Source organism: Streptomyces sp. NPDC089799, from assembly GCF_040684755.1.
Lineage (GTDB): Bacteria > Actinomycetota > Actinomycetes > Streptomycetales > Streptomycetaceae > Streptomyces.
In genome coordinates, this window is record NZ_JBFBGR010000007.1 from 209,303 (window position 1) to 232,174 (window position 22,872).

Sequence of the window (22,872 nt, forward strand, 5' to 3'; positions counted from 1 at the left end):
CGGGCCCTATACGGGCTGCTCCTCGCCGGCCGGCTCACGCTCGGCGGGGGTGCGGCCCTTCAGGGCGACTTCCTTGATGAAGAGCACCAGGAGCAGCGCGGCCAGCGCGGTCGGTGCCGCGTAGAGGAAGACGTCGCCGACGGCGTGTCCGTACGCCGACTCGAACACCTCGCGGAACGGCGCCGGGAGCTTGTCCAGGTCGGGGATGCCGCCCCCGGCGGTGCCGCCGTGGCCCAGGGCCGCCGCCTTCGGGCCGAGTTCCGTCAGGCCGTCCTTCACGTAGCCGGTGACCTGGTGGGCCATGATCGCGCCCAGCGCCGAGACGCCCACCGCGCCGCCGAGCGACCGGAAGAAGGTGACGACCGAGCTGGCCGCGCCCAGCTCCTCCGGAGCCACCTGGTTCTGCGTGGCGAGGACGAGGTTCTGCATCATCATGCCGAGACCCAGGCCGGTGAGGGCCATGAAGCAGGCGATGTGCCAGTACGGGGTGTCGTGGCGGAGGGTGCCCAGCAGGCCCATGCCGGCCGTCAGCAGCACACCGCCGGCGATCAGCCACGCCTTCCACTTGCCGGTCTTGGTGATGATCTGGCCGGAGACGGTCGAGGAGACGAAGAGCCCGCCGATCATCGGGATGGTCAGGATGCCGGACATGGTCGGCGACTCGTTCCGGGCCAGCTGGAAGAACTGGCTGAAGAACACCGTGCCCGAGAACATGGCCACGCCGACGAAGAGCGAGGCCGCCGAGGCGAGGCTGATGGTCTTGTTGCGGAAGAGGTGCAGGGGAATGATCGGGTCGCTCGCCCGGGACTCCACTAGGACGAACAGGGCGCCCAGCGCCACCGCGCCGACCGTCATCGTGTACGTCTGCCAGGACAGCCAGTCGTACGAGTCCCCGGCCTGGGTGACCCAGATCAGGAGCAGCGAGACCGCGGCGCTGATCAGGGAGGCGCCGAGCCAGTCGACCTTGACCTCGCGCCGGACCACCGGGAGCTGCAGCGTCCGCTGGAGCACGATCAGCGCGATCACCGCGAAGGGCACGCCCACGTAGAAGCACCAGCGCCAGCCCAGCCACTCGGTGTCGGTGATGACACCGCCGAGGAGCGGGCCGCCGACGGTGGCCACGGCGAACACGGCACCGAGGTAGCCGCTGTACCGGCCGCGCTCGCGCGGCGGGATCATCGCGGCCATCACGATCTGGGCGAGGGCGGACAGGCCGCCGACGCCGATGCCCTGGACCACCCGGCAGGCGATCAGCATGCCGGTGTTCTGGGACAGGCCGGCCACGACCGATCCCAGGACGTAGATCACCAGGGATATCTGGACCAGCAGCTTCTTGCTGAAGAGGTCGGCCAGCTTGCCCCACAGCGGGGTGGCGGCGGTCATCGAGAGCAGGGCGGCGGTGACCACCCAGGTGTACGAGGACTGGGTGCCGCCGAGGTCGGTGATGATCTGCGGCAGGGCGTTGGAGACGATCGTGGAGGACAGGATCGCGACGAACATGCCCAGCATCAGGCCGGAGAGGGCCTTCATGATCTGCGGATGGGTCATGGTCATGGTGGTGGTGCCGCTGTCGGGCGGTGCGGGCGCGGCGGTCGTGGCCATGGGTGTCCTTCGTGTCCTTGGGGTCGGCGGCAGCGGCAGTCGGCAGCGGCCGGCCATGGCCGGCCGCAGTGAGCAGCGGGCCATCGCGGTCAGTGGTCAGTGGTCGGCGGTCGGCTGCCGTGGGTCAGGGGGCAGGGATCAGCGGTCAGCGGTCAGCGGTCGTCGGACCGTCCGCGGACGGCGGCCCGAAGCTCCGGCGCAGCCGCGCCAGCAGCGTGCTCAGTACGTCGACGTCCGCGGCGGGCCAGTCGGCCAGCGCCCCTTCGAGCGCGGCCGTGTACCGGGCCGCGAGCTCGGCGAGCAGCAGCCGGCCCGCCGGGGTGAGCCGGAGGATGCGGCAGCGGGCGTCGGCCGGGTCGGTCTCCCGGTCGATCCAGCCGCGCTCGGCGACGTGGGCCACGTGCCTGCTGGTCACCGAGATGTCCACGGCGAGCAGCTCGGTCAGCCGACCCATCCGCATCTCGCCGTGCCGGTCGAGCACGGTGAGCACGGAGGCGGGGCCGGGCGGGCAGTCGGCGGGGAGGGCGCGGGCGAGGTCGCGTCTGACCGCGCCGATTCCGCTGAGCTGGCGGGCCAGCTCCTCGTACGGGACCGCGGGGACCGTCATGGAGCACCTCCCATCTTGTTGCTTGGGGCAACCATAGAAGAGGATGGTTGATACAGGCAAATGAATCATGGGGTGCGGGCGGTAAAGGAACCGGAAAACCCGCTAGGGTCCTGGTCCATGGCTGCACAGAGCAACGCACAGGGCCCCGAGGGCAACTACGACCCCGCGGGCAGCACCCAGATGTTCCGCGCCTTCGTGGACGAGGGCGAGCAGGCGGGTCCGGCGCCGGCCGCGGGCGGCCGACGCCGGCAGCAGTCCGGTGCGGGACCCCAGGTGGGCTGGCTCGCCTTCGGCGTCGCCATGCTGCTGCTGGTCGGCTGCGCGGCCTGGGTGGCCCTGCACTGACCCCTCGCGACCGGCCCCGCGACCGGCCCTTGCGGCTGACTCCTCGCGACTGACTCCTCGCGCCGCCCGGCCGTCGGCTACCGCCAGGTGGCCGTGACCTGCCGGGTGTCGATGTGCCAGCCCAGCGGTACCCGCCACGCCTCCACGCACACCGTGTAGGTCCGGTTCCGGGCCGCCCCGCCGGCGAGGGGTGCGGGCAGCGGCTGCTCGCTGGTGACCGTGCCCCAGCGCGCGCCGAGCAGGTCGCCGAGGATGTCGACGGTGAACGTCACCGTGCCTGAACGGACCGCAGTGCCACCGGTGTTGGTGAACCGTACGGTGACCTGCTCGCAGCGGCGCTCACCGGTGTCGGCCAGCGTGGGCGTGCCGAGCACCAGCTTCGCCGGGGAGGCCGGGGGCGTGGGGCCGGGCGCCGGGGCCGTCGGCGGCCTTCCCGTGGGCGGCTCCGTGGCGGGCGGTCTCGTGGGGGTGCCCGGCCGGGGTGGCGCGGGCGCGGTCGGATCGTCCGGGTCCGAGGGCGTTCCCGTGCCGGGGGGCGTTCCCGTGGCGGGAGGCGTTGCGCCGGGGGTGCCCGGCCGGCCGGGTCCGGGATCGCCGCCCGGGCCGGTCGTACCGGGCGGAGTGCCCGCCGTACCGCCCGTACCACCGGTGCCTGACGTTCCCGTCGTTCCGGTGGTGACGGTGGTCGTGGACGTCCCCGAAGCGCCGGACGGGCCCGCCGGGGAGCCCGCGGACGGCCCGGCGAGCGGCTGCAACTCCACCCCGCCCTCCGGCGGCACGGTCTGTCCCGCGGACCGCTCCGGGCCCGCACCCGCCCCGCCCACGGCCACGAAGCCGTCACGCCCCTGACCGCCGCAACCCGTCAGGGTCGCGGCGGCCAGGCACGCCGACAGCAGGGTGAGCGCTCCGAGCGGTCGCCTTCGCATCGCGCCAGTGTCACTGACGCTCCGTCAAATCTCCATACCCGGGCGGTGGGTGAACGGGTCGGCGGGCCGGCCCGCCGACCGGCTCATTCGCCGATCAGGCCCTGCCGCAGCTGGGCCAGGGTCCGCGTCAGCAGCCGGGAGACGTGCATCTGGGAGATGCCGACCTCCTCGCCGATCTGCGACTGGGTCATGTTGGCGAAGAACCGCAGCATGATGATCTGCCGTTCCCTGGGCGGGAGTTTGGCCAGCAGCGGCTTCAGCGACTCGCGGTACTCGACGCCCTCCAGCGCGGTGTCCTCGTACCCCAGCCGGTCCGCGAGGGAGCCCTCGCCGCCCTCGTCCTCCGGGGACGGGGAGTCGAGCGAGGAGGCGGTGTACGCGTTGCCGACCGCCAGGCCGTCGACGACCTCCTCCTCGGACACCCCGAGTACGGCGGCCAGTTCGGGCACCGTCGGGGAGCGGTCGAGGCGCTGGGCGAGCTCGTCGCTCGCCTTGGTCAGCGCCAGGCGCAGCTCCTGGAGCCGGCGGGGGACCCGGACCGACCAGGAGGTGTCCCGAAAGAATCGTTTGATCTCGCCCACGACGGTCGGCATCGCGAACGTCGGGAACTCCACGCCGCGTTCGCAGTCGAACCGGTCGATCGCCTTGATCAGCCCGATGGTGCCGACCTGGACGATGTCCTCCATCGGCTCGTTGCGGCTGCGGAACCGGGCCGCGGCGTAACGCACCAGTGGCAGGTTCAGCTCGATCAGGGTGTCGCGTACGTAGGCCCGTTCGGGGCTGTCCGCGTCCAGGGCGGCGAGACGCTGGAAGAGGGAGCGGGAGAGGGTGCGGGTGTCGATGGCTTCCGAGCGGTCAGACGCCGTGGGTGCAGTGGAAGCCTCGCTCTTGACGAGCGTGAGCACCTTGGAGCTGCCCTGGTCTACGGACATGCCACCCCCTTGAGGTCGCGGACGGTCGCGTCGGGCGCGTCCGTCGGAGGAACGCAGCCTCAACCTGAATACCGGCGGCGGGGCTGCGGCAAACGCGGTTCCAGCAGAATGTCACATGTCGGCAACACGCTGTAGCGCCAAGTCGACATATCAGTGCAGCGACAGACGGGAATGAGCCCGATCTGTCGGGAAACCGGCCGAGCGATCTCCACCCGTTCCGGTTACGCCTCGATCCTGTTTGCGGATCGCAGGCGGGCGAAGCTCCGGGCGAGCAGCCGGGAGACGTGCATCTGGGACACCCCGAGCTCGGCGCTGATCTGCGACTGCGTCAGATTGCTGTAGTAGCGCAGCAGCAGGATCCGCTGCTCCCGCTCGGGCAGCTGTACGAGGAGGTGGCGGACCAGGTCGCGGTGTTCGACCCCGGCCAGCTCCGGGTCCTCGTAGCCGAGCCGGTCGAGCAGGCCGGGCAGCCCGTCGCCCTCCTGGGCGGCCTCCAACGAGGTTGCGTGGTAGGAGCGTCCCGCCTCGATGCAGGACAGCACCTCCTCCTCGGAGATGCGCAGCCGCTCGGCGATCTCGGGGGTGGTGGGGACCCTGCCGTGCAGCGTGGTGAGGTCCTCGGTGGCCGCGTTCACCTGGACCCAGAGCTCGTGCAGCCGGCGCGGGACGTGCACGGTCCGGACGTTGTCCCGGAAGTAGCGCTTGATCTCGCCGACCACGGTGGGCATCGCGAAGGTGGGGAACTGCACGCCGCGGTCCGGGTCGAACCGGTCGATCGCATTGATCAGCCCGATGGTGCCGACCTGGACGACGTCCTCCATCGGCTCGTTGCGGCTGCGGAACCGGGCGGCCGCGTAGCGGACCAGCGGGAGGTTGGCCTCGATCAGCGCCCCGCGCACCCGGTTGTACTCGCCGGTGCCCGGCTCCAGGCCCTTCAGCTGCCCGAAGAGGACCTGGGTGAGCGCCCGGGTGTCCGCGCCCCTGCCGGCCGGTCTGGCGGGGGCCGGGGGCTCCTCGGGGGACTCCTGCTGGGGTGGCACCTGAGGCGCAGAACTGGCCGGCACGGTCACGCCACCCCTTCGATGTCAATGCGGTCGCTCAGCACGGCCGCAAACTTGCAAAAGCGGTCATAGCATCACAAGAGATGTGCACCGTGTGCAAGCACCGTATATCGCCGTGTTGAGGGCAAGTTGGACATTCTGCGGGCTGTTGTGGTGATGTTTCCGGGGGCGGGTGCGCGTAAGGCCCCCCACGTGTCTTCGGTGGAGGGCCTGCGGGCCGCAGGGCGGTCCGGGAAAACGGACCGGCGTACGGACTCAGGTCACCAGTTCGGTCATGAACTCGCCGATTCCCTTGGCGGCATCGGATATGCCCTGAAAGCCGATTTCCACCAACTCGGCGGCCCTCTTGGGCTGGGTGATGATGACGAAGAGGGCGAACACGGTGAGCGCGCCCGTGATGAGCTTCCTGGTGTCCACGAGCGGTTTCGGCCTCCCCTGCCGGTCCTGCTGAGTCGGGTGAGTCTAACCCGGTCGGGTTCGGCACTCACCCGGTCTTTAAGGACCAACGGCCCGCGGACCGGGGACCTTCGCCGCCTGCCGTGCGGCGGGCGGAAGCGCAGGATTGTCCGTGTGCCCCCCGGTTCTGGCAGGAAACCGGAGGGACGGGGAACGGACCTCACTGCGGGGTTCCGGGCCGCACGCTTCCCCCCTGACGGCGGCCCGGACCTTCGGTCCTTCCTCGCCGGGGGGAGCGGCTCGCCCCCTGTGACCCCGCTTCCCCCGTCCCCACCCGCGAAGGCCCCGGCTCAGGCCGGGGCCTTCCGTGCGTTCCCGGGGGCCGTACGGGCCTGCCCGTGGGCCGTACGGGCCCCTACTCGAGGGCGCCGGTCAGGCCGATCACCGGCTCCACCTGGGAGACCAGCGGCGCCAGCTGGTTCGGCACCTCCATCAGCGCGTTGGCCTGGTTCAGTCCGCTGTTCAGCCGGCCGCCGATCTCCTGTACGGAGCGCGGCTGGGCGCCGGCGGGCATTCCGGAGGGCTGCGGCAGGTCCGGCAGGGCCAGGGGGGCACCCACCGGCAGGGCGGAGGCGGTGGGGGCGGCGAGGCCCGCGGCGGCCCCCGCGAGGGCGAGGGCGGCGAGCATGCGCTGGGTCTTGGTCATGCCGTGACAACGGCCCCGGCGCGGGGGCGGTCACGGCGGACACGCACGAGAGCCCCGGTTCGTACGAACCGGGGCTCTCGTCCAGAGCGGTGGTGGAGGGATTTGAACCCCCGATGGGTTGCCCCATACTCGCTTTCGAGGCGAGCTCCTTCGGCCACTCGGACACACCACCGAGAGAGATCCTAGCCCACCCCGGGGAGTGCTTTGCAAATCCGTTCCGCGTGGTTCCGCTCACCCCGCCCGCGCGGCCGGGGTCACCGCCCCCGGAAGAAGGCGGTGAGCAGGGCGGAGCACTCGTCCTCCAGCACCCCGCGGATCACCTCGGGCCGGTGGTTGAGCCGCCGGTCCCGTACGAGGTCCCAGAGCGAGCCGGCCGCGCCCGCCTTGTCGTCGCCGGCTCCGTAGACGACCCGCGCGACCCGGGACTGCACGAGGGCCCCGGCGCACATGACGCACGGTTCCAGGGTGACCACCAGGGTGCACCCGGGGAGCCGCCATTCGCCGAGCTCCGCCGCGGCGCGGCGCAGGGCCAGCACCTCGGCGTGCGCGGTCGGGTCGGAGCCGGCCTCCCGCTCGTTGTGGCCGGTGCCCAGGACGGCGCCGTCCGGGCCGAGCACGACGGCGCCGACCGGTACGTCACCGGCCGGCACCGCGCGGGCGGCCTCGGCCAGCGCCAGGCGCATGGCGTCCCGCCACGGGTCCCGTACGGGATCGGGGGCGTGCGCGTCCCCGGTCCCGTACGCCTGCGTGTCCCCGGCGGGGTGTGGACGGCTCACCTGGTCCACTAGCGGACGGTCTCCAGGACGTCGGTCGCGCCCAGCGCCTCCGCGAGCTCGCCGAGGGCGTCCTCGTCCAGCGTGAGCAGCTGCTTGCGGCTCACGCCGAGGTCGGCCAGCAGGTCGGGGTCCCCGAGCGGGCCGGCGGGGGCCCGGTCGGCGCCGGTTCCCGCCGCGCCGTCGTCCTCGTCCTCGTCGTAGGAGGCGGCGACCTCCTCCTCGCCGTCCTCGGTGCCGTCGAGGTCCAGCTCGTCCAGCTCGTTGTCGTCGTCCCCGTCGCTGCCCAGCAGCTCGTCGGTGAGCATCGAGCCGTAGGAGCTGCGGGCGGCCGGCGCGGCCTGCGAGACGAAGATCCGCGGGTCGTCCTCACCATCGACGCGGACGACGGCGAACCAGCCGCCCTCCTGCTCGATGAAGGCGACCACCGTGTCCTCGTCGACCGCGGCGGCGCGGGCGAGATCGGTCAGATCGGTCAGCGACTCGACGTCGTCGAGTTCCATGTCGCTCGCTTCCCACCCGTCTTCGGTGCGCGCGAGCAGTGCGGCGAAATACACCGTGACTCTCCCACTGGTCATAGGCGTGATGCCGGTTGGAGGTCCCCCCGGCCGGAGGCCGGAGGGTGGAACGGCCGTCGTGCTTGGCGTTTCGTGCCCCGCCCCATCGGCATCGTGGCAGAAACAGCGGCTTTGCGAGAGGTCTTCCGCGCTTGCGTCGTGCCGTGCCGCCTGCGCGGAGGGCAGCCGGGCGGGCTGTCGTAGGGGATGCGGCGGTTGCCGCCGCGGGTCGCGCCGGGGCGGCGCCGGGCCCGCGGGGGCACGGTACCGCGCGGTGCCCACGGGCCCGCGGGCGGTCCGCGGCGGCTACCAGCGGAAGGTGCGCATGCGCATCTGCTGGCGCATCCGCGCCGCCCGGGCGCGCCGCGGCTGGACCCGGTCCCGCAGTTCCCGCGCCTCGTTCAGATCGCGCAGGAACTGGGCGCGGCGGGCCCGGCGCTCCGCCGTGGTCTCCGGCGTATCGGGTTCCTTCTCTTCCGTCATCGGCTGCGTGCTCGGCCGGTCGTCCGGCATCGGCCACCGTCCCGCCTGGTACGTGGTCCTCCTCCGCGTCGCGGAGCAGACCCCCCGCGACCACCTTCCCCCGGACCGGCCGCTTGATGCCAGAGTCTCCGGCGGGTCTCCCGCAGCCGTTTTCCGTCCACCGCGGGTTCCCGTTCCCGTCCGTCCCGGGTTCCTGTCAGGTCGGCCCGGCGGCGGCGTGCGCGCAGGCCGGGGCGGTCTCACATGCCGGTCGTCGCGGTTACTGTGGGGTCATGCGGATTCACGTCGTCGACCACCCCCTGGTCGCGCACAAGCTGACCACCCTGCGCGACAAGCGCACCGATTCCCCGACCTTCCGGCGGCTCGCCGACGAGCTGGTGACCCTGCTCGCGTACGAGGCCACCCGGGACGTGCGCACCGAGCAGGCCGACATCGAGACGCCGGTCGCCCCGACCACGGGCGTGAAGCTGTCCACCCCGCGGCCGCTGATCGTCCCGATCCTGCGGGCGGGCCTGGGCATGCTGGACGGCATGGTCCGGCTGCTGCCGACCGCCGAGGTGGGCTTCATGGGCCTGGTCCGCAACGAGGAGACCCTGGAGGCCTCCACCTACGCGACGCGCATGCCGGAGGACCTCTCCGGTCGCCAGGTCTACGTCGTGGACCCGATGCTGGCCACCGGCGGCACGCTGGTCGCTGCGATCCAGGAGCTGATCAAGCGCGGTGCCGACGACGTCACGGCCGTGGTGCTGCTGGCCGCGCCGGAGGGCATCGAGGTCATGGAGCGCGACCTGGCGGGCCAGCCGGTGACCGTGGTCACCGCCTCGGTCGACGAGCGGCTCAACGAGCGCGGTTACATCGTCCCGGGCCTGGGCGACGCGGGCGACCGGATGTACGGCGCGGCCGAGTAGCCATGGCGTACGGCCGCACGGCGTAGGGCCTCACGGCGTACGGCGCAGGGCGTACGGCGGCCGGTCAGGCCTGCGGCGCGGCCGGGAGCGGCCGCGCCGGGCCGGGCCTCAGCACTTGCCGGAGGGTGCGGGCGAGGGCTGGGCCAGGGCGGCCATCGCCTTGTCCGCGGTCTCCTTGGCGGTCAGCGCCGTGAAGCCGGTGCCCAGGATCAGGTCGATGTCCGCGGTCTCGCGGGTGTCGGTCTGCTGGGTGGTGCCGGCCAGTTGGGTCGCCAGCACGGAGTAGGCGGCCTTGTCGGTGCGGGCCGAGCCGAGCAGTATCCCGGGCCCGGGGACCTTCTTGTCGAAGTCGGCGGGCGCGTTGCCGACCTTGCCGATGACGAAGCCGCGTTTCTTCAGCTCGTCGCCGACGGCCTTGGCCAGTCCCGCGCGGGGCGTGGCGTTGTACACGTTGACCGTGATCTGCCCCGGCTGCGGGAGCACCACGGCGGGGGCCTTGGAGGCCGCGGCGGGCACCGCCTGTCCGCCCTGCTTGCCCTGGCCGGCCCGGGTGCCGTGGACGCAGTCCTTGCCGGCGGCGGTCTTCTTGCCGTCTCCGCCGAACACGCCGACGAGCTGGAGCGTCCCGTAGCCGAGCAGGCCGAGCGCCATGACGGCGCCGATCACGGCGAGCACGATCCGGCGGCGGCGCCGGGGACGGGAGAGGCGGGGGTAAGCGGTTCCCGTTACGCGGTACTTTCCGCCCATGCCGGGGGGAGTGAGCATGCTCATGGGCGCAGCGTAGTGCTGCCCGGTGACGATGCCTACTAAATGATCTGCTGATAGTGCAGAGCAGACCCGAAAGGCGCAATCAGCCCAGTTCGAGTACCCGCGCGTGCAGTACCTGGCGCTGTTGCAGGGCGGCGCGCACGGCGCGGTGCAGCCCGTCCTCCAGGTACAGGTCGCCCTGCCATTTCACGACGTGCGCGAAGAGGTCTCCGTAGAACGTCGAGTCCTCGGCGAGCAGCGTTTCGAGATCCAGCTGGCCCTTGGTGGTCACCAGCTGGTCGAGCCGGACCGGGCGCGGCGCGACGTCCGCCCACTGCCGGGTGGTTTCCCTGCCGTGGTCGGGGTACGGCCGCCCGTTTCCGATGCGCTTGAAGATCACACGGAAAGCCTACCGGTCCCGCGCCTGCGGGCGCAGCCTCGCGACGGTGATGCAAAGGTGTCAAACAGGGCTATTCCGGGAGTGAGATATGAGCGACAGCACCCCGCGGACCCCGGCGACCGGGGCCGCGGCCGGAACGGCGGCCGGGGCGGAGGCGATCGCGGCCGGGTACGCGTTCACCGGACCGGCGCTCGACCTCGGTGCCTTGCTGTGGGACGGCGCCTGTCGGCCGGAACACCAGGTCCGGGTGCCGTTGTCGATGCTCAACCGGCACGGGCTGGTCTCCGGTGCGACGGGCACCGGCAAGACCAAGACCCTCCAGCTGATCGCCGAACAGCTGTCGGCGAACGGCGTGCCGGTGTTCCTCGCGGACGTCAAGGGCGACGTGTCGGGCATCTCGGCGCCCGGCGTGCCCGGGGAGAAGGTCGCCGGACGGGCCCGGGAAGTGGCCCAGGAGTGGGAGCCGGCCGGATGCCCGGCCGAGTTCTACGCACTGGGCGGTATCGGTACGGGAATTCCGGTGCGGGCCACGGTCACCAGCTTTGGCCCCGTTCTCCTGTCGAAAGTGCTGGAGCTCAACCAGACACAGGAGCAGTCCCTCGGGCTGATTTTCCACTACGCCGATTCCAAGGGCCTGGAACTGATCGACCTGAAGGATCTCCGGGCGGTCGTCGCATTCCTGGTGTCGGACCGCGGAAAGGCGGAACTGAAGGGGATCGGCGGGCTCTCCACGGTGACCGCGGGCGTGATTCTCCGGGCCCTCACGGCATTCGAGCAGCAGGGCGCCTCCGAATTCTTCGGCGAGCCCGAATTCGACACGAGCGAATTCCTGCGGACCGCCCCCGACGGGCGCGGGGTCGTGTCCGTACTGGAGTTGCCGGCGGTCCAGGACAAACCGCAGCTGTTCTCCACGTTCCTGATGTGGCTGCTGGCCGACCTGTTCCACGACCTGCCGGAAGCCGGCGATCTCGAACGCCCGAAGCTGGTCTTCTTCCTGGACGAGGCGCACCTGCTGTTCAGCGGGGCGTCGAAGGCGTTCCTGGCGTCCATCACCCAGACGGTGCGGCTGATCCGGTCGAAGGGGGTCGGGGTCTTCTTCGTGACGCAGACGCCCAAGGACGTGCCCGCCGACGTGCTGGCGCAGCTCGGCAACCGGGTGCAGCACGCGCTGCGGGCCTTCACCCCGGACGACGCGAAGGCGTTGCGGGCCGCCGTGCGCACGTTCCCCGATTCGGAGTACGACCTGGAGGAGCTGCTCACCCGGCTGGGGACGGGAGAGGCCGTGGTCACCGTGCTGAGCGAGAACGGTGCGCCGACGCCGGTGGCCGCGACCAGGCTGCGGGCCCCGCAGTCCCTGATGGGCCCGGTGGACGCGGCCGCGCTGGACCGGGCGGTGAAGTCCTCGCTCCTGTGGCCGCGGTACGCGGAGCCGGTCGACCGGGAGTCGGCCTACGAGCGGATCAGCGCCGAGCAGGCGGCCGCGGAGGCCGGGGCGGAGGCCGCGGCGGCCGCGGCCGAGGAGGAGAAGCGGGCGCGGGCCGCGGCGAGGACGGCGGCGAAGGCGCCGAAGCCCGAACCCTCGCTGGCCGAACAGGTCGTGGGGAGCGGCCTGTTCCGCTCCCTGGCGCGGTCGATCGGCACCCAGCTGGGCCGGGAGATCTCCCGCTCGGTCTTCGGCACCGCCCGGCGGCGCCGCTGAGGCGACGGGCGGATGGGCCGGTGCGGGGCCGGTGCGACCGGTGCGGGGCCGGTGCGGCCGGTGCGAGGCCGGTGCGGCCGGCCGGGCGCCCGGCGGCTCAGCGGGTGCGCGAGCTCCACACGGTGCTCTCCGCGTAGTGGTTGTCGTACACCGGGGAGGAGTCCTTGATGTCCTGCACGGTGGCCTCGCCGGCGCTGACCCGGCCCAGCAGGCGGTAGTAGTCGAAGCGCTCCATGCCGGGGGTGAAGCCGACCAGGACCTGGGCGGTGGAGCCGGCGGTGGGCGCGAAGGCGTGCTTGGTGCCGGGCGGGACGGCGAGGAAGTCGCCCTTGCCCAGCGCGACGATCTCGTCGTCGACGAGGACGTCGAGGCTGCCGTCGATGACGAAGAAGAACTCGGTGGCCCTGGTGTGGAAGTGGACCGGCGCGCCGGCCGCGCCCGCCTCGAACTCGGCGGTGTTGCAGGTCAGACCGGGCTGGTCGGCTAGCAGGGTGATCAGACTGCCGGGGGCGTCGGAGATCTTCTCGGCGTCGGCGTCGCGGGTCAGGAGGGGCGAGGTCTGCGAGCTCTGCGGGGTCTGCGGGGTCTGCGTCGTGTCCATGGCTTAAAAGTAGATCAAGGTGTGACTGGTCCACAGGTGCACTTGATGCATGGTTTTCCCGGTCAATTTCCTGTCGGTTCAGCCCTTGGGGGCCTTGCCCGCGGCCGCCGCCTTCGCGGCCGCCTTCGCCTCCTGCTTGTGGGCGCGGACCTTCGCCAGGGACTCCGGGCCGGTGATGTCCGCCGCCGAGCGGTAGACGCCCGCCTTCCCGTAGCCGCCCGCGGCCTCCCGCCAGCCCTTGGGGCGTACGCCCAGCTGCTTGCCCAGCAGGGCCAGGAAGATCTGGGCCTTCTGCTCGCCGAAGCCGGGCAGGGCCTTCAGCCGGGCCAGCAGCTCGTCCCCGGTCCGCACGTCCGACCAGACCGCCGCGGCGTCGCCGTCGTAGTGCTCGACCAGGTACCCGCACAGCTGCTGGATCCGCTTCGCCATCGATCCCGGGTAGCGGTGCACGGCCGGCTTCTCCGACAGCAGCGCGGCGAACGCCTCCGGGTCGGCGGCCGCGATGGCGTGCGCGTCCAGGTCGTCGGCGCCCATCCGCCGGGCGATCGTCCACGGCCCCGAGAACGCCCACTCCATCGGTACCTGCTGGTCCAGCAGCATGCCCACCAGCGCGGCCAGCGGGCTGCGGCCCAGCAGCTCGTCGGCCTCCGGCTGCTGCGCGAGCCTCATGGTGATGTCCATGCCTCCAGCCTGCCCCGTGGCCCGGCTCCGCGCGCGGTTGTCAGAGCCCCGGCCTAGCGTGTCTACCGAGCGGACCGTGGCACCCGAGCGGACACACGCGACAGGAGTGGATCCACCATGACCGACTTCCCCGAAGGCGCGCCCTGCTGGGCCGATGCGATGTTCAAGGACGTCGAGGGCGCGAAGCGCTTCTACGGCGAGGTGCTCGGCTGGACCTTCGGCGAGGCGTCCTCCGAGTACGGCAACTACACGCAGGCGTATGCGGACGGCAAGGCGGTGGCGGCCGTGGTCCCGCCCATGCCGGGCGGGGAGGACATGCCCTCGGCGTGGTGCCTGTACTTCGCCACCTCCGACGCCGCCGCCACCGCCGAGAAGATCAAGGCGGCCGGCGGCAATCTGCTGATGGAGCCGATGCGGGTCGGCGACTTCGGCACCATGCTGCTCGCCCAGGAGCCCAGCGGAGCGGTGTTCGGCTGCTGGCAGCCCGGCCTGCACCGGGGTTTCGAGAAGGTCGGGGAGAACGGCGCCTACGCCTGGGCGGAGGTGTTCACCCGCGACCCGGGCAAGGCCGACGGCTTCCTCAAGGCGGTCTTCGGGTACTCCGGCCAGAAGATGGAGACGGGCGAGGACCCGGATGCGGCCGGCATGGACTTCAAGGTGTTCAGCGTGCCCGGTCACGAACAGCCGGTCCTGGGGCGGATGAGGATGGGCGAGGAGTTCCCGCCGGAGGTCCCCCCGTACGTCCAGCTCTACTTCACCGTTCCCGACTGCGACGCCGCGGTGAAGAAGGCCAAGGACCTGGGCGGCGCCCTGCACTTCGGGCCGATGGACAGCCCGTTCGGCCGGTTCGCCGCACTGGCCGACCCCCAGGGTGCGGCCTTCGCGGTCATCGACATGTCCAGCACGTCGGGGGAGATGCCGCAGCTGACCGACGAATGACCGGCTGACCGGCTGACCGGCTGACCGGCTGACCGGGTGAGTGGACGGCCGGGTGCCGGGTGCCGGGTGAGCGGATGGCCGGTGGGCCCGACAGGGCCCCGTGGGGGCGGGGGGTTAACCCCCGCCCGATCCGGTGGGCGGCACCATCGGCGGCGGACGGCCGGGACGGCACGATCGTCGGTATGACTGCCGATCGCACCTCCCGCCCCCGTCCGGCCGCGGCCGCCACCGCCGTGGGCGTCGCCCTCGCCGTCGCCGCAGGACTCCTGCTCACCAGCGGCTGCTCGCTGCTGCCCGGGGACCGGAAGACCGCCGTCACCGATGCAGAGGTCACCGCCGCCGTCACGGCGGTGGACCTGCGGGACACCGGCTCCGGGGACATCACCGTCACGCCCGGGGACGGCCCGGGGGTCGCCGTGCACCGCACGATCCGCTACCGGGGTGGTGAGGTGCCCACCACCGGCCAGCGGGTCGCCGGAGGGGTGCTGACCTTCGGTGACGGCGACTGCGACGGCGACTGCTCCATCGACTACGAGCTCAGGGTGCCGGCCTCGGCGACGGTGAAGCTGCGCAGCAGCAGCGGGGACATCACCGTGACCGGGGTGGCCGCGGCCGACCTGCACGCCGACTCGGGCGACGTCCGCGCGGACCGGATCGCGGGCGCGCTGAAGGTGCGCACCTCTTCGGGGGACATCGCCGGCACGGCCCTGGCCGGGCCCGACGCCGACGCGCAGTCCTCCTCCGGCGACGCGCGGCTGGAGTTCACGGCGGCGCCCCGCTCCGTCTCGGCGAACACCTCCTCCGGTGACGTCACCCTGCGCCTTCCGGGAGGGCCCTACCGGGTGGACACCAGGACCGACTCCGGGGACCGCGAGGTCTCCGTGCCCACCGATCCGGCCGCGGAGCCGCGCCTCACGGTGAAGACCTCCTCCGGGGACGTCCGGATCGGGCCCCGAGGGGTCTGATCACCGCCTGATGTGGATCACGACGCGCAGGAGCGGGCTGGAAGGGTGGTTCCGGTTGGCGGATGAGACGGCCTGAGCGCGGCGCCGCGAACTCCGTTCTAGTGTCGGTGGTGTGACGTCCCGCCGGACGGCGCACCGCATCCGGACAAGAGGTCGAACGAATCATGAGCCTGAGCATCCGCAACCAGATCCCCGGCACCGTCACGTCCGTCGCCGTCGGCGAGGCCATGGCCGCGGTCAAGGTCCGTCTGGAGGGCGGCCAGGACATCACCGCCGCCATCACCGCCGACGCCGTGAAGGACCTGGGCTTCGCCGCGGGCTCCTCGGTGAAGGCGCTGGTCAAGGCCACCGAGGTGGCCCTGGCCACCGGCCCGGTCGAGGGCATCTCGATCCGCAACCAGATCAACGGCACGGTCGTCGACGTGGCCGCGGGCCCGGCCATGGCCTCCGTCAAGGTCGACGTGGACGGCGGCGAGCTGACCGCCGCGGTGACGGCCGACGCCGTCGAGGCGCTCGGCCTGGCGGCCGGCACCCGCGTCGTCGCGCTGATCAAGTCGACCGAGATCTCCCTGGCCACCGCCTGACCCCGGCCACCGCCTGACCCCGGTCACCGCGCGACCCTCAGGACCGGTCCATCGCGCCGAACCACACGTGCGTGACCGCGCTGACGTACCGCGCCCCGCACCGGTCCGAGGGCACCACCAGCTGGGCCCCCGCCTCGTCGAGGTCCTCCCCGTCGAGGCGGGTGGCCAGCAGCACCGGGTTGTCGGCGAAGTCCGCGTCCACCTCGGCCCACGCCAGCACCGTGTGGTGGCCGTCGCCCCCGTTCACCGTCAGCAGGAAGCGCGAGCGCTCCTTCCGCCGGCCCGCGTCGAAGCCCGGTCCCGCGTCCGCGACCACCTCGCGGAGCAGCGCCCCCTCGAACACGTGGTGCTGCGGGCCGTTCGTCGCGCAGTCGAACGTGACCTCCGCACGGTGCTGCGGCCAGGACCGCAGGTCCTCGACGGTGAGCTTCGCCGGGTGCTCCAGCTCCCCGTGCAACATGAGTTCGGCCATGGCTGAGTCATGCCCCGAACCTGACCGGCGAATCCTTATCTGCCAGCTTCAGGGCTTCCTACAGCTAGCAGGTTCATGGCCGATCGGTCGTCTGGGACTGCATCTTCAGCCACACCATGTCCCGGAGGACCGGTACCTCGGTGAAGCGCACCGAGGTCGCGTCCCGCAGCGCGTTCGTGAAGGCCGGGGCCACCGGGTTGAACGGGCTCTCGCTCATCGACTTCGCACCCAGCGGGCCGATCGAGTCCGAGGTCTCCGTGAAGTGGACCTCGGTGCGCGGGACGTCCGCGTACTGCGGCAGCCGGTAGCGGCGGAACGCCGCCGTGATGACCTCGCCGCGCTCGTCGATCCGCACGGTTTCGAACAGCGTCGCGCCGAGTGCCTGCGCCACGCCGCCCTCCACCTGGCCGAGGCACTGCATCGGGTTCATCACCTTGCCCGCGTCCGCCGAGTGCACGCTGCGCAGGATCTTCATCTCACCGCTGTCGGGGTCCACGGCCACCCGGAACCACTGGGCGTTGAACGCCACCGAGCGCGGGGTGCCGCCGAAGTGGCCCTCGGCGCTGATCTCGCTCGCCTTCCCCTTGGCGTGGGCCGCCTCGTAGAGCTCCTTGAGGGTGACCACCCGGCCCGCGCAGTCGAAGGCCTCGGGGCCGAGCAGGCACAGGTGCCGGGCGACCCCCGTGTGCTCGGAGGCGAAGGTCTTCATGCGTTCGGCCAGCGAGGTCGCGGCGAGCAGCACTGCCTTGCCCGCCACCACGGTGCCGGCCGACCCGAAGGCGCCGGTGTCGTGCCGGACCACGTCGGTGTCGGACTGGCGGACGGTCAGCCGGTCGGCCGTGGTGTTCAGCGCGTAGCCGGCGAGCTGCTTGTGGACCGTGGTGGTGCCGTTGCCGAACTCGGAGGTGCCGACCGCGATGTCGTACGTGCCGTCCTGGAGCAGGGTGAGGGTGGCGTCGGCGTAGTGTCCGCGCGGCGGACTCGTGGCGATCATCGACACGGCGGTGCCCTGGCCGGTCACCCAGCCCGGCGGCACCTTCTCGTGGCTGGTGTCCTCGGCGATGGCCTTGCGTATCACGGCGAGGCACTCGGCCAGGCCGTAGCTGGCGATGAACAGGTCGTCGTCGTGGCCGATCGGGGTGTGCATGTGGTCGAGCGGACCGATGATGTTCTTCTCGCGGAACTCCAGCGGGTCCATGCCCAGGCGCCGTGCCACCTCGTCCATCGCCGACTCCAGGGCGAAGGTGGTCTGGCCCAGGCCGTAGCCGCGGAAGGCTCCGGACGGGACGACGTTGGTGTAGACGGAGTACGCCTCTACCTTCTTGTGCGGGGCGTTGTAGATGACGAAGGACTCACCGGCGCTGTGGTACATCACGCCCGGGCCGTGGTTGCCGTACGCGCCGGTGTTGGACACGATGCGCATGGAGATGGCGGTGAGTTTGCCCTCGGCGCTGGCGCCCAGCTTGATCCTGACGGTGAACGGGTGCCGGCTGCTGGCGCCGTAGAACTGTTCGGCGCGGGTGAACTCCAGCTTCACCGGGCGGCGCAGCTGCAGGACGGCCAGGGCCACGATGTCCTCGGCGAACATCTCCTGTTTGCCGCCGAACCCGCCGCCGACGCGACCCGTGAACACCCGGACGTCATCCTCGCCGAGCCCGTACAGCGCGCACAGCGCCCGACGGGTCAGGAACGGGGTCTGGGTGGAGGACCGGATGGAGAGCCGCTCGCCGGTGCCGTCCTCCTTCGGTTCCATGTACCCGACGCAGCCGTGGGTTTCGAGGCTGGCGTGCTGCACGCGCTGGGTCTGGAAGGTCTCCTCGTAGACCACCGCGGCCTCGGCGAACCCTTGCTCCACGTCGCCGATCTCGCCGTGCACCTCGCCGGCCACGTTGTTCTCGACGCGGGCGATCCGGGCCTCCGGGCCCTTGCCCGCGTGGATGACCGGGGCGCCCGGGGCCATGGCCTTCTCCGGGTCGATCACATAAGGGAGTTCCTCGTACGTGACCTTGATCCGGCGGCAGCCCTCCTCCGCGGCGCCCTCGCTGTCGGCGACGACGGCGGCGACGCGCTGTCCGACGAACCGGACGACGTCGTCCAGCAGACGGGTGTCGTCGGGGTCCTCGTGGGGGTGCTCGTGGCGGGCGCTGGAGTAGAGGGTGTCCGGCACGTTCTCGTGGGTGAACACGGCGTGCACACCCGGTACGGCCATGGCCTCGGAGGTGTCGATCGCGAGGATCCGGGCGTGCGGGTGGGGGGACCGCAGCAGCTTCATGTGCAGCAGTCCGGGCACGGCGATGTCGAAGGTGTAGCGGGCGAGGCCGGCGACCACCTGCGGGGCGGCGGGTGCGGCGAGGTTGCGGCCGACGGCCTGGCCCGCCTCGGGCTCCTCGACGTGCTTCACGCCGCGGACGGCGTCTTCGATGGCGCGGTAGCCGGTGCAGCGGCAGATGTTGCCCTTGAAGGCGCGCGGCAGGTCGTCGAGCTTGCCGTCGTCGTGGCAGGTGCCCTTCTCGGCCTCCAGGGCGGCGGTGGTCATGATGAACCCGTTGGTGCAGAAGCCGCACTGGAAGCCCTGGGCCTCCAGGAACTTGCGCTGCACCGGGTGGAGCTCGCCGTCGGGATGGGCCAGGCCCTCCAGGGTGGTGACCACCCGGCCCTCGGCGCGGACGGCCGGGTAGAGGCAGGAGTGCACCGGCCGGCCGTCCACGTGGAGGGTGCAGGCGCCGCAGTCGCCCTGGTCGCAGCCCTTCTTCGTGCCGAACCAACCGCGTTCGCGGACGTACGTGCGCAGGCACTGGCCGGGCCTCGGCTCGTCCTGGAACCGCTGCTTGTTGATCTCGATCTCGTAGCTCATCGGGAAGCCTTCTCCAGCGTGAGTTCGGCGCGGATCTCCTCCGCCTGGCGCAGGGCCATGTGGCGCCGCCAGGCGGGCAGCCCGTGGATGTCGTCGAACCACTCGTCGGGGCGGACGGTGCCGTCGATCGCCCCGCGCAGCTCGGCGGCGGTCGGCCACAGGGCGAACCAGAAGCGGAAGGGGCGGGTCGTGGCGGCCGAGACGGTCAGGGCGAAGGAGCCGTCCCGCGGGTCGGCCGTGCCGATGACCAGGGAGGCGGAGCGGCCGAGGCCGTAGAGCGAGCACTGGCGGAAGGCGGTCCGGCACTCCAGCGAGCGGGCCGGGATGCGCACCGAGCGCAGCAGTTCGCCCTCGTTCAGGTCCTTGACGCCCGCGCCCCGGATGAACTCGGTGACGGGCAGCCGGCGGGTGGCGCCGTCCTGGCCCTGCAGGAAGACCGTGCCGTCGAGGGCGGCCGCGAGGGAGATGACCGGGCCGGCGGGCAGGCCGTTGCAGAGGTTGCCGCCGACGGTCGCCATGTTCCAGATCTTGAAGCTGGCCAGGAAGGCCCGGCAGCACTGCTCGACGAGCGGCGCGGCGGGCTTGCCCAGGGACCGGCCGAAGCGGGACAGCTGGGTGATGGTGCAGGTGGCGGCGATGTCCAGGGAGCCGTCGGGCTGCCAGGTCAGCGGCTCCCAGCCCATCCGGGAGAGGTCGACCAGGCGGCGGATGTGCGTCTGCGGTTCGGAGAAGAGGTACGTGCCTCCGCCGAGCCAGGCGTCGCCCGGGCGCCAGGGCTCGCGGCGGCGCCCGTCACGCACGTCGACCACGGTGTTGAGATCCATTTTCCGCCACTTCCCTTCGCCGGTAGTCCGCTGATGGCGCAAACCTCCCATTCAGTGAAGCAATGGGGGCGGGAGGGGCACGACTGTTCCGGGACACGGAAAAAGATGGACCTGCCGGACATATCTTTGGTGGATCATCCAAGAGCCTATCTGGCTGAAACGCCTTGCATTTACGATGGTGATTCAAGTATTCGCCTGGCGAATGTGGGTAACCCCCCGCCGCAAGGAGTCCCTGTCATGCACGTCCTCGATCTGCTCCAGTCCGACAACCTCGGCCTCAACCTGCTGTGGGGCGACCCGAACCTTCTCGGGCAGGAGGTCAGTGGGGTCACCGCCACCGATCTGGAGGACCCCGGGCGCTTCCTGGAGCGCGGCGAGCTCGTGCTCAGCGGCCTGGTGTGGTGGGCGCCGGACGAGCCGTCCCGCACCGAGCGGTTCGTCGCCGCCCTCTCGGCCGCCGGGGCCACCGCCCTGCTCGCGGGCGAGGAGACCCACGGCGGGGTGCCCGAGGACCTGGTGGCCACCTGCCGCGCCCACCGGATGCCGCTGGTCGCGGTGCCGGCCCGGACCAGCTTCCGGGCGGTGACCGAAACGGTGTACCTGCGGCGGTGGGGCGACCTCAGCCGCCGCCCCACCCGGCTGTTCGCCCTGCCCGAGAACGTCCGCAACGAGCTGAGCGCGCTGCTGGAGCGGGGTGCCGACCCGGCCGAGCTGCTGGACCGGGCCTGCGCCCACCTGGGCCGGCTCTCCTGCCACCTGCTGACCGCGAGCGGCCGCACGGTGGCCCGTACGCCGTCCGCCCCGCCGATCCCGGCGCGGCGGGCCGCGGACCCGGCCCGGCTGGGCGGGGTCTCGCTGCGCGTCGGCGCGGCCGGGTCGCCGTACGACGCCTGGGTGCTGCACGTGCCCGACCCGGACGCGGCCCCGCCGCGCGTGCTGCACGAGATCGCCGAGGTGTTCGCCCAGTACCGCGACGGCCAGGCCGGCCGGGAGGCGGTGGCCCGGCAGACCGGGGAGGAACTGCGGGGCCTGATCGAAGCGGGCGCCGCGGTGGATCCGGGCGTGCTGGAGGAGGCCCTGCAGGCGGCCGGGCTGCCGCCCAAGGGGCCCTACCGGGTGCTGGTGGCGAACTCGGGGGCGGCACTGGCCGAGGCGCTGGCACACCTGGACGGCGTCCGCGTGGTGGGGGAGTCGGTCGCGGTGCTCCACGAGGGGTACGGGCCGGGTGCCGCCGACACCATGGACCGGCTGCGCGCGGTCTGGCCGCTGCTGCGGTCCTGCCGCCCCGAGGCCGGGATCCGGCTGGGCGCGGGAGCGCAGGCGGCCGGGCCGGAGGACCTGCGGGCGGCGCTGCGCCAGGCCCGGTTCGCACTGTCGGCGGCCGACGAGCAGGAACCCGTACGCGCGGTGGACGACCTGGAGACGCTGTCCGAGCTGCTGGCGGGGGTGCCCCCGGAGGTCCGGGAGGTGTTCCGCGGGCGCATGCTCGGGCCGCTGGGGGACGGGATGCTGCGGGAGACCCTGGAGGTCTTCCTGGCGAACAACTGCTCCTGGACGCGCACGGCGGAAGCCATGCACCTGCACGTGAACACGGTGCACTACCGGATCGAGCGGGTGGAGGCGCTCACCGGCCGGGACCTCTCGCGGCTGGACCACAAGCTGGACCTGTACGCGGCACTGCGCTGCGCCTGACCGGTCGGGCCGAGACCCGACCGGTCGGGTCTCGGCCCGACCCGTCAGGCTTCGCCCAGCAGTGCGTCGGCGATGGCCGTACGGGCGTACAGGACCGACCGGCCGCTGCGGTGCGCGGTGACCAGGCGGGCGTCGCGCAGGGCGGTCAGGTGCTGCGAGACCCCGGCCGCCGAGAGGCCGCACAGCAGCGCCAGCCGGGTGGTCGAGGCGGGGGTGTCCAGCTCGGCCAGCAGCTGGGCGCGCGAGCGGCCCAGCACGGCGGCGACGGCCTCGGTGGAACCGGTCCGCCGCGGCTCCCACAGCATCCCGACTCCCCGGGCGGGATAGGCGAGTTGGGGCGGGTCCGGGGGCAGGATCCGGGTCAGGATCCGCGGCCAGGCGAACACCGACGGCACCAACAGCAGCCCGGAGCCCGCCTGGTCGCGGCTGAGCGAGCAGTGGCGGCGGAGCAGGGTCAGGGTGCCGTCGTCCCAGCGGACGTTCTCGTGCAGTTCGTTGAGCACGTGGGCGGAGCCGTGCTCGGCGACCTGGCGGGCACGGTGGAAGACGTCCGATTCCAGCAGCCGGCTGATCCGCGCCCAGTACGGTGCGAGCGCGATCTCCCAGTAGTGCGCGATCTCTTCCGCGACCTTGGCGAGTGCCTGTTCCGGCTCCTCGCGCAGCAGTCGGAGCCTGGTGCCGGACTCCCCGTTCGCGGCCAGCATGTCCAGATCGGACCGGACCCGTGCCGACGGGCTCCGCCGGATCAGCTCCAACTCCTCGGCCAGGGTGGGGAAAGGGCTTGCGGGCGTCGGGTTCAGGAAGTCGGCGAGGTAGCCGTCGGCGGGCACCAGGGCGGCGAGCCAGCCGCGGTCCAGTCCGGCGGCGGCCACCCGGGGGCGCACCTGGGCGGCCCAGTTCCGGTGCAGCGGGGAGGCGCCGGGATCGCGCAACACGCGGTAGCCGGTGACCACTTCCCACATCGGGGACACGGCGAACCGGGTCTGCGCGAGGTCCGCCGCGGAGAACGTCAGCTCCGATTCCATCCCGACTCCCCCTCAAGCCGTGCCGGATGCGCCCGTGCCGGATGCGCCCGTGCCGGATTCACCCGGATCGGATGCGCCCGGCTCGGATCCATT

General features: G+C 72.1%; 25 protein-coding genes and 1 tRNA gene. 7 read left to right on the plus strand and 19 right to left on the minus strand.

Features of this window, described 5'->3' with window-relative positions; all coding sequences use genetic code 11:
* Window positions 1-6 precede the first annotated feature (6 nt).
* Together AB0O36_RS09875 and AB0O36_RS09880 are read right to left on the minus strand one after the other, a co-directional pair.
* Window positions 7-1,602: an MDR family MFS transporter gene (locus tag AB0O36_RS09875; RefSeq protein ID WP_365106647.1), complete on the minus strand. Its 1,596-nt coding sequence runs from the start codon at window positions 1,600-1,602 to the stop codon at window positions 7-9.
* Between the two features lie 145 nt (window positions 1,603-1,747).
* The gene (locus AB0O36_RS09880) at window positions 1,748-2,209 is read right to left on the minus strand and encodes a MarR family winged helix-turn-helix transcriptional regulator (protein WP_365106649.1); all 462 of its coding nucleotides are present in this window, start codon (window positions 2,207-2,209) and stop codon (window positions 1,748-1,750) included.
* 117 nt (window positions 2,210-2,326) lie between these two features.
* Between AB0O36_RS09880 and AB0O36_RS09885 the strand changes: the two genes are divergently transcribed.
* Window positions 2,327-2,554, plus strand: a complete 228-nt coding sequence (locus tag AB0O36_RS09885) for a hypothetical protein (RefSeq protein ID WP_365106652.1) — start codon at window positions 2,327-2,329, stop codon at window positions 2,552-2,554.
* A gap of 77 nt (window positions 2,555-2,631) precedes the next feature.
* Here AB0O36_RS09885 and AB0O36_RS09890 read toward each other — a convergent pair whose 3' ends face one another.
* From AB0O36_RS09890 to AB0O36_RS09930, 9 genes are all read right to left on the minus strand, one after another.
* Complete coding sequence (locus AB0O36_RS09890; RefSeq protein WP_365106655.1) at window positions 2,632-3,480, minus strand: hypothetical protein; 849 nt, start codon at window positions 3,478-3,480, stop codon at window positions 2,632-2,634.
* An 83-nt stretch (window positions 3,481-3,563) separates the two neighbouring features.
* A complete protein-coding gene (locus AB0O36_RS09895; RefSeq protein ID WP_365106658.1) occupies window positions 3,564-4,412 on the minus strand; it encodes an RNA polymerase sigma factor SigF in 849 nt (282 codons plus the stop codon).
* 221 nt (window positions 4,413-4,633) lie between these two features.
* A complete protein-coding gene (locus tag AB0O36_RS09900) occupies window positions 4,634-5,476 on the minus strand; it encodes an RNA polymerase sigma factor SigF (protein WP_365106661.1) in 843 nt (280 codons plus the stop codon).
* 252 nt (window positions 5,477-5,728) lie between these two features.
* A complete protein-coding gene (locus AB0O36_RS09905) occupies window positions 5,729-5,890 on the minus strand; it encodes a hypothetical protein (protein WP_365106663.1) in 162 nt (53 codons plus the stop codon).
* A 394-nt stretch (window positions 5,891-6,284) separates the two neighbouring features.
* Window positions 6,285-6,575: a hypothetical protein gene (locus tag AB0O36_RS09910; RefSeq protein WP_365106666.1), complete on the minus strand. Its 291-nt coding sequence runs from the start codon at window positions 6,573-6,575 to the stop codon at window positions 6,285-6,287.
* Between the two features lie 87 nt (window positions 6,576-6,662).
* Window positions 6,663-6,747: transfer RNA gene (locus tag AB0O36_RS09915), tRNA-Ser, on the minus strand.
* A gap of 82 nt (window positions 6,748-6,829) precedes the next feature.
* Complete coding sequence (gene tadA, locus AB0O36_RS09920) at window positions 6,830-7,351, minus strand: tRNA adenosine(34) deaminase TadA (protein WP_365106669.1); 522 nt, start codon at window positions 7,349-7,351, stop codon at window positions 6,830-6,832.
* 8 nt (window positions 7,352-7,359) lie between these two features.
* A complete protein-coding gene (locus tag AB0O36_RS09925; RefSeq protein WP_365106924.1) occupies window positions 7,360-7,905 on the minus strand; it encodes a hypothetical protein in 546 nt (181 codons plus the stop codon).
* Window positions 7,906-8,211: 306 nt separating this feature from the next.
* Entirely contained in the window at window positions 8,212-8,418 is a 207-nt protein-coding gene (locus AB0O36_RS09930; protein WP_365106672.1) for a hypothetical protein, read from the minus strand.
* A gap of 242 nt (window positions 8,419-8,660) precedes the next feature.
* Between AB0O36_RS09930 and upp the strand changes: the two genes are divergently transcribed.
* Entirely contained in the window at window positions 8,661-9,296 is a 636-nt protein-coding gene (upp, locus tag AB0O36_RS09935) for a uracil phosphoribosyltransferase (RefSeq protein WP_365106674.1), read from the plus strand.
* 108 nt (window positions 9,297-9,404) lie between these two features.
* Here upp and AB0O36_RS09940 read toward each other — a convergent pair whose 3' ends face one another.
* Window positions 9,405-10,067, minus strand: coding sequence for a LytR C-terminal domain-containing protein (locus AB0O36_RS09940; RefSeq protein ID WP_365106677.1), 663 nt, complete (start codon window positions 10,065-10,067; stop codon window positions 9,405-9,407).
* A 79-nt stretch (window positions 10,068-10,146) separates the two neighbouring features.
* Window positions 10,147-10,443, minus strand: a complete 297-nt coding sequence (locus AB0O36_RS09945; RefSeq protein WP_099173160.1) for a type II toxin-antitoxin system VapB family antitoxin — start codon at window positions 10,441-10,443, stop codon at window positions 10,147-10,149.
* A gap of 88 nt (window positions 10,444-10,531) precedes the next feature.
* Between AB0O36_RS09945 and AB0O36_RS09950 the strand changes: the two genes are divergently transcribed.
* A complete protein-coding gene (locus AB0O36_RS09950; protein ID WP_365106680.1) occupies window positions 10,532-12,142 on the plus strand; it encodes a helicase HerA-like domain-containing protein in 1,611 nt (536 codons plus the stop codon).
* 97 nt (window positions 12,143-12,239) lie between these two features.
* Here AB0O36_RS09950 and AB0O36_RS09955 read toward each other — a convergent pair whose 3' ends face one another.
* A complete protein-coding gene (locus AB0O36_RS09955; protein WP_365106683.1) occupies window positions 12,240-12,743 on the minus strand; it encodes a cupin domain-containing protein in 504 nt (167 codons plus the stop codon).
* 78 nt (window positions 12,744-12,821) lie between these two features.
* Window positions 12,822-13,424 (minus strand): HhH-GPD-type base excision DNA repair protein, encoded by a 603-nt coding sequence (locus tag AB0O36_RS09960; protein WP_365106686.1) that lies wholly within the window; start codon window positions 13,422-13,424, stop codon window positions 12,822-12,824.
* A 117-nt stretch (window positions 13,425-13,541) separates the two neighbouring features.
* On the opposite strand from AB0O36_RS09960, the gene AB0O36_RS09965 reads away from it, so the two are divergent.
* The 3 genes from AB0O36_RS09965 (at window position 13,542) to AB0O36_RS09975 (ending at window position 15,912) form a co-directional block, all read left to right on the plus strand.
* Window positions 13,542-14,363, plus strand: coding sequence for a VOC family protein (locus AB0O36_RS09965; RefSeq protein WP_365106689.1), 822 nt, complete (start codon window positions 13,542-13,544; stop codon window positions 14,361-14,363).
* A gap of 182 nt (window positions 14,364-14,545) precedes the next feature.
* Window positions 14,546-15,328 (plus strand): DUF4097 family beta strand repeat-containing protein, encoded by a 783-nt coding sequence (locus AB0O36_RS09970; RefSeq protein ID WP_365106692.1) that lies wholly within the window; start codon window positions 14,546-14,548, stop codon window positions 15,326-15,328.
* A 164-nt stretch (window positions 15,329-15,492) separates the two neighbouring features.
* Complete coding sequence (locus AB0O36_RS09975; protein WP_365106695.1) at window positions 15,493-15,912, plus strand: TOBE domain-containing protein; 420 nt, start codon at window positions 15,493-15,495, stop codon at window positions 15,910-15,912.
* A 37-nt stretch (window positions 15,913-15,949) separates the two neighbouring features.
* On the opposite strand, the gene AB0O36_RS09980 is transcribed toward AB0O36_RS09975, so the two are convergent.
* The 3 genes from AB0O36_RS09980 to AB0O36_RS09990 all read right to left on the minus strand — a co-directional run bounded on the left by AB0O36_RS09980 (window position 15,950) and on the right by AB0O36_RS09990 (window position 20,062).
* Window positions 15,950-16,384: a molybdopterin-dependent oxidoreductase gene (locus tag AB0O36_RS09980; RefSeq protein ID WP_365106698.1), complete on the minus strand. Its 435-nt coding sequence runs from the start codon at window positions 16,382-16,384 to the stop codon at window positions 15,950-15,952.
* A 73-nt stretch (window positions 16,385-16,457) separates the two neighbouring features.
* Complete coding sequence (locus AB0O36_RS09985; RefSeq protein WP_365106701.1) at window positions 16,458-19,238, minus strand: molybdopterin-dependent oxidoreductase; 2,781 nt, start codon at window positions 19,236-19,238, stop codon at window positions 16,458-16,460.
* On the minus strand, window positions 19,235-20,062 hold the full coding sequence (locus AB0O36_RS09990; protein ID WP_365106703.1) for an FAD binding domain-containing protein: 828 nt from the start codon (window positions 20,060-20,062) through the stop codon (window positions 19,235-19,237). The genes AB0O36_RS09985 and AB0O36_RS09990 overlap by 4 nt, the downstream gene beginning before the upstream one ends.
* 237 nt (window positions 20,063-20,299) lie before the next feature.
* On the opposite strand from AB0O36_RS09990, the gene AB0O36_RS09995 reads away from it, so the two are divergent.
* A complete protein-coding gene (locus AB0O36_RS09995; protein WP_365106706.1) occupies window positions 20,300-21,754 on the plus strand; it encodes a helix-turn-helix domain-containing protein in 1,455 nt (484 codons plus the stop codon).
* Between the two features lie 44 nt (window positions 21,755-21,798).
* Here AB0O36_RS09995 and AB0O36_RS10000 read toward each other — a convergent pair whose 3' ends face one another.
* Complete coding sequence (locus AB0O36_RS10000; protein WP_365106709.1) at window positions 21,799-22,779, minus strand: DUF5937 family protein; 981 nt, start codon at window positions 22,777-22,779, stop codon at window positions 21,799-21,801.
* Window positions 22,780-22,872: the final 93 nt, after the last annotated feature.